The sequence below is a fragment of the Asanoa sp. NPDC050611 genome, assembly GCF_040654855.1.
Lineage (GTDB): Bacteria > Actinomycetota > Actinomycetes > Mycobacteriales > Micromonosporaceae > Asanoa.
In genome coordinates, this window is sequence record NZ_JBFAIU010000429.1 from 1 (window position 1) to 5,526 (window position 5,526).

Genomic DNA, 5,526 nt, shown 5'->3' on the forward strand with positions numbered 1-5,526 from the left:
GTTGCCGTCGGCGATCCAGCGCTCCGAGGTCTGCGTCGGCATGGAGACGCCGATCTTCAACGGCGTGTGCCGGAAGTAGAACGGCGCCAGCACGACCACGGCGTCCAGCTCGACGTCGGCGAGCTGGTCGATCCGGTCGAGCGTGTCGCGCGTGCCGACGCCGGCCGCGGTCGCCAGCACGGTCGCGCCCGCTCCCACCAGCTCCCGCCACATGGTTCCGACGTCGGCGGCGTACGACCGGACGGCCGTGCCCGGCAGCAGCGGACCCTCACCGTTGGTGCCCGCGAGCATCAGCGCGCTGACGCCACCCGCGGCGAGGTGCTCGAGCAGCGGGCGGGCCGCGGCGGCGTCGGGTGCGCCGCGTTCGTCGAGCACGGTGACGAGCGGAATGGTGACGCCGGCGATCGGATGGCCCGCGGACATCGCACCTCCTGCGGACGGGTCGGGATTTCGGGACGCTACCGCGCCACGGGCGCCGGGCGCTAGCTGCTAATGGCCATTAGCTAATTTCGCCCGGTCGTCCATTGAGAACCGGAACTTCGCCCTTGACATGGGTGTGAAACGCGAATGAAACTCTACGACCAAACCCGTTAGGCGCATTAGCACGGAGGTGGGCATGAGCCGCGGCATCGGCAAGCGGCCGACCCAGGCCGACATCGCGCGGCTCGCCGGCGTCAGCCAGGCCACGGTGTCGCTGGTCCTCAACGAACGCGACTCCGGCGCGCGGATCAGCCCCGAGACCCGCGACCGGGTGCTCGCCGCGATGCGCGAGTGGGGATACGTCGCCAACGCCTCGGCCCGCTCGCTCGCCGGCGGCCGCAACCGGATCATCGGTGTCTACACCTTCGAGCCGGTCTTCCCGACGACCGGGGTCGACTTCTACTTCCCGTTCCTGCTCGGCATGGAGCAGGAGGCCGCCGAGCTGCGGCACGACCTGCTGCTGTTCACCAGCGCGGGCGGCGACCGGCAGATCTTCCGCGACGGGTCGACGCGGCTGACCCTCGCGGACGGCGCCCTGCTGCTCGGCCGCAACCCCAACGTCGACGAGATCGAGCGGCTGCGCGACTCCGGCTTTCCGTTCGTCTACGTCGGGCACCGCGAGGTCACCGGCGCGCCGGTCTCGTACGTCGCCGCCGACTACACCACGGCGACCCAGGAGCTGACCCAGCGGCTGTTCGCCCTGGGGCACGAACGCGTCGCGTACGCCCGGATCGGCGAGGGTGAGGCGCAGCCGAGCCGCGACCGCGAGAAGGGCTTCCGGCAGGCGTTCCGGGCCGACGGCCGGCTGATCGGCCCGGTCTGGACGCTGGAGTCGGTGCAGGACGTCGCCGGCCTCGTCGACGAGATCGCCGCCGCCGGCATCACCGGCCTCGTCGCCGAACAGCAACTGCTCGCCGAGGAGGTCCGCACCGCGGCCGGCCGGCGCGGCCTCGCGGTCCCCACCGACCTCAGCGTCGTCGTGCTCGGCGACCCGACCGGTGCCCGGCAGCACGAGGTCGACTGGACCGGCTTCGAGGTCCCGCGGCAGGAGATGGGCCGCACGGCGACGCGGCTGCTGGTCCGGTCGCTCGACAGCACCGACAACACCGCCGTGCGCGAGAGCGTCGCGTGCCCGATCGTCCCCGGTGGAACAGCCGGCCCCCGGCCGCTGGGGCGGGCGCGATGACCGGGGTCGTGCTGCGCCGTCTGGCGATCGGCGTCTTCGTGCTCTGGGGCGCCGGCACGATGATGTTCGTCCTGCTGCGGCTCGCCCCCGGCGACCCGGCGACGCTGCTGCTCGGCCCCGACGCGAGCGCGGCCGACGTGGCGGCGCTCAGCGAGCGGCTCGGCCTCGACCAGCCCATGGTCGCGCAGTACCTGACGTTCCTGAAGAACGCCGCCCAGTTCGACTTCGGCGACTCGTACCGGTTCGGGCAGCCCGCGATGGACGTGGTGCTCGGCCGCCTGCAGGCGACCGTCGAGCTGACGCTGACCGCGACCGTGATCGCGGTCGTCGTCGGGCTCGCCCTGGGCATGCTGGCCGGCCGCCGCCCGGACGGCCGGGTCGACCGGGTCGTCTCCGGGCTGACGATCCTGCTGCAGGGCATGCCGACGTTCTGGGTCGGCATCATGCTGGTGCTGCTGTTCACCGCGACGCTCGGCCTGCTGCCCAGCTCCGGCACGGGCACGCCGGCCCACATCGTGCTGCCCGCGGTCACCCTGTCGCTGCCGTTCACCGCGATCGTCGCCCGGATCACCCGCACTAGCGTCGCGCAGTCGATGCGCGAGCCGTACGTGCAGACCGCGCGCTCCAAGGGCCTGACGGAGCTGCAGATCCTCACCGGGCACGCGCTGCGCAACTCCCTCGTGCCCGTGGTCACGATCGTGGGTCTCCAGATGGGCGCCCTGCTCGGCGGGGCCGTCGTCGTGGAGAACGTGTTCGCCTGGCCCGGCCTCGGTTCGCTGGTGGTCGAGTCGGTGAGCAACCGGGACTACGCGGTCGTGCAGGCCGCCGCCCTGCTGATCGCCGCGATCATCGTCGTGCTCAACCTCGTCGCCGACCTGTCCTACTCGCTGCTGGACCCGCGGGTCCGGACGGGAGCGCACCGATGACCGGCGCGATCACCGACCTGCCAGAGGTCGCACCACGGCCGCCGGCCGCGCGGCGCCGATGGGCCTTCCTGCGGTGGGTGCCCGTCTCCGTCGTGGGGCTCTACATCCTGGTGGCGATCGTCGGCCCGCTGCTGGTGGACTACGACCCGGTGGCGACCGGGCTCACCGACCGGCTGCTGCCGCCCGGCGCGACCACCCACGACGGCGGCCTGGCGCTGCTCGGCACCGACCCGCTCGGCCGGGACATCTTCGCCCAGGTCGTCTACGGCGCCCGCACGTCGGTCACGATCGGCGCGCTCACCGTGGCGCTGTCGGCCCTGGTCGGTGTCACGGTCGGCGTCGTCGCCGGCTACTTCGGGCGGGCCGTCGACGCGGCGCTGAGCCGGTCGATCGACGTGCTGCTCGCCTTCCCCGGCATCGTGCTGGCGATCATCGTCGCCGGCCTGTTCGACCGCAGCATCACCGTCGTCGTGGTCGCGCTCGCGCTCACCGGGTGGATCCCGTTCGCCCGGATGACTCGGGCGATGGCCCTGACCGTCCGCAACCGCGAATGGGTGGCCGCCGCCCGCGTGATGGGTGTGCCCCGGCGCACGATCGTCATCCGACACGTGCTGCCGTTCGTGCTCGGCCCGGTCGTGGCGCTGGCCGCCACCGACTTCGGCCTCGTGGTGCTCGCCGAGGCGGGGCTGAGCTTCCTCGGCATCGGGCTGCCACCGACGTCCGTCTCCTGGGGACAGACGATCGCGACCGGCAAGGAGTACCTGTCCACCGCCTGGTGGATCTCCGCGTTCCCCGGACTCGTCCTCGCCCTGCTCGTGGTGCACGTCGGCCTGCTGGGCGACCAGTTCAACTCCTTTTTCCACCGCTCCGGACGCCGCGGCGTCCTTCCCCGCACACCACGCCGCGCCGGCACCGGACGCGGCGTCGAAGGGAGCCTCTGATGCGCGCCACCCCATCCCGCCTGACCAGACTGAGCGCGGCGGCCGCCGCACTCGCCGTCTCCGCCGCCACCGCCGCCTGCTCGACCACCAGTGGCGGCGACACGGAAGGCGCCAAGACCGGCGGCACGTTGACCGTCGCCAGCCCGTACCCGACGCAGAGCCTCGACCCGCACGGTGCCGCCGGGGCGGCCACCGGCACCCAGATCGCCGGCCAGGCCATCTTCAGCCGGCTCGTCCGGGCCAAGGCCGACGGCGAGCTCACCGGTGACCTGGCGACCAAGTGGGACGTCGACCCGCAGGCGACGACCTGGGCGTTCACGCTGCGCGACGGCGTGACGTTCTCCGACGGCTCCGCGGCGGACTCCGCCGACGTGGTCGCCTCGGTCAAGCGCATCGTCGAGCTGAAGGGACCCAACGCCGCGAACTTCACGGGCATCGACGCCAAGGCGGACGGCCCGGGCAAGGTCGTGCTGACCACGCCGAAGCCCGACCCGGCGCTGCTGGGCAAGCTCACGCTGCTCTACATCACGCCGAGCGAGGTCACGGAGCAGTCGTTCACCAAGCCGGTCGGCTCCGGCCCGTTCGTGGTCGACAAGTTCACCCCCGGGCAGAGCCTGGAACTGCTGCCGAACCCGAAGTACTACGGCGGCGCGCCCAAGCTGGAGCGGCTCGTCATGCGGGTGATCCCCGAGGTCTCCGCCCGGATGACCGCGTTGAAGACCGGCGAGATCCAGGCCACCTGGGGCATCCCCGACGACCAGGTCGGCGCGCTCGAGGGCGACGACGGGCTGACCGTCCAGAGTGTACCGGCGACCTCGGTCTACACCATGTGGTTCAACTCGGGCGTGCCCGCGCTGGCCAAGCCCGAGGTGCGCCGCGCCCTGTGGCAGGCGGTCGACTTCAACACCATCATCACGTCGCTGTACCCGCGCACCGGTGAGCTGTCCAAGTCGGTGCTCGCGCCGGCCGTGCTCGGCTACAGCGCGCTCGAGCCACCGAAGTACGACGCCGCGGCGGCCAAGGCCGCGCTGCAGGCCGCGGGCTTCGACTTCTCGACCAGGCTGCGCCTGCAGTTCAGCGGCGCGGAGTACCGCCAGTTCATCCAGGCGGTGGTCGCCGACCTCAACAAGATCGGCGTCAAGGCCGAGGCGGCCGAGAAGGAGTCCGCCGTCTTCCTCGAGGACCTGCTCGCGATGCGCTGGGACATCAACTTCCAGTCGCTGTCGACGCCGACCCTCGACGCCGCGACGAACCTTGGCCGGCTCTACACCTGCGCGGCCAAGCGCAACGGCTACTGCAACCCGCAGCTCGACACCGTCCTGGCCCAGGCCGGCTCGACCAGCGACACCGGCAAGCGCGAGCAGCTCTACGCCCAGGCGAGCCAAATCATCTGGTCCGACGCGGTCGGCATGTACCCGATGTCGTTGAAGATCGCGTACGCCTGGCGTGCCGAGGTGCACGGCCTCGAGCCCAACCCGAGCTACCTGCCGGACTTCTCGACGGTGACCCTGTCGTGACGGCGCCGCTGACGGACCCGCCGCTGCTGCGGGTGGAGCACCTGGGAGTACGGCTGCCCGGACCGGCGGGCACGACACCCGTGCTCGACGACGTGAGCCTCGCCGTGCGCCCCGGCCGCACCACCGGCGTCATCGGCGAGTCCGGCAGCGGCAAGAGCATGCTGGCCATGGCGATCATCGGGCTGCTCCCCGAGGGCGGCACCGCCACCGGCCGGATCCTGCTGCGCGACGAGGACCTGCTCGGCGCCGACGCCCGCCGGCGCCGGCAGGTGCGCGGCCGGGAGATCTCGATGATCTTCCAGGACCCGCTCTCCGCGCTGAACCCGAGCCAGCGGATCGGCCGGCAGGTCGGCGAGATCCTGCGCCGCAACGGCGGCGGCCGCACGGCCGCGGCCCGCGCGGCGGTCGACCTGATGACCGAGGTCGGCATCCAGGACCCGGGCGTGCGGTCCCGGGACTACGGGGACCAGTTCTCC

General features: G+C 72.2%; 6 protein-coding genes. 5 read left to right on the forward strand and 1 reads right to left on the reverse strand.

The features are described from left to right. On the reverse strand, positions 1 to 423 hold a 423-nt coding region (locus AB0H87_RS37195), incomplete at its 3' end, for a dihydrodipicolinate synthase family protein (protein WP_360156953.1). Positions 424 to 616: 193 nt separating this feature from the next. On the opposite strand from AB0H87_RS37195, the gene AB0H87_RS37200 reads away from it, so the two are divergent. The 5 genes from AB0H87_RS37200 to AB0H87_RS37220 all read left to right on the forward strand — a co-directional run. Continuing rightward, the gene (locus tag AB0H87_RS37200) at positions 617 to 1,666 is read left to right on the forward strand and encodes a LacI family DNA-binding transcriptional regulator (RefSeq protein ID WP_360156956.1); all 1,050 of its coding nucleotides are present in this window, start codon (positions 617 to 619) and stop codon (positions 1,664 to 1,666) included. Next, a complete protein-coding gene (locus tag AB0H87_RS37205; RefSeq protein ID WP_360156959.1) occupies positions 1,663 to 2,592 on the forward strand; it encodes an ABC transporter permease in 930 nt (309 codons plus the stop codon). Before AB0H87_RS37200 ends, AB0H87_RS37205 begins: the two co-directional genes overlap by 4 nt. Beyond that, the gene (locus AB0H87_RS37210; protein ID WP_360156962.1) at positions 2,589 to 3,533 is read left to right on the forward strand and encodes an ABC transporter permease; all 945 of its coding nucleotides are present in this window, start codon (positions 2,589 to 2,591) and stop codon (positions 3,531 to 3,533) included. The genes AB0H87_RS37205 and AB0H87_RS37210 overlap by 4 nt, the downstream gene beginning before the upstream one ends. Next, positions 3,533 to 5,050 (forward strand): ABC transporter substrate-binding protein, encoded by a 1,518-nt coding sequence (locus AB0H87_RS37215; protein ID WP_360156965.1) that lies wholly within the window; start codon positions 3,533 to 3,535, stop codon positions 5,048 to 5,050. The genes AB0H87_RS37210 and AB0H87_RS37215 overlap by 1 nt, the downstream gene beginning before the upstream one ends. Next, positions 5,047 to 5,526, forward strand: a 480-nt coding sequence (locus AB0H87_RS37220) for an ATP-binding cassette domain-containing protein (RefSeq protein ID WP_360156968.1), incomplete at its 3' end; no start/stop codon positions are given. The genes AB0H87_RS37215 and AB0H87_RS37220, both read left to right, overlap by 4 nt.

Bases quoted from the DNA above. Each gene is read 5' to 3' on its own strand.
- AB0H87_RS37215 (WP_360156965.1), top strand. From the start codon at position 3,533: ATGCGCGCCACCCCATCCCGCCTGACCAGACTGAGCGCGGCGGCCGCC.
- AB0H87_RS37205 (WP_360156959.1), top strand. From the start codon at position 1,663: ATGACCGGGGTCGTGCTGCGCCGTCTGGCGATCGGCGTCTTCGTGCTC.
- AB0H87_RS37210 (WP_360156962.1), top strand. From the start codon at position 2,589: ATGACCGGCGCGATCACCGACCTGCCAGAGGTCGCACCACGGCCGCCG.
- AB0H87_RS37200 (WP_360156956.1), top strand. From the start codon at position 617: ATGAGCCGCGGCATCGGCAAGCGGCCGACCCAGGCCGACATCGCGCGG.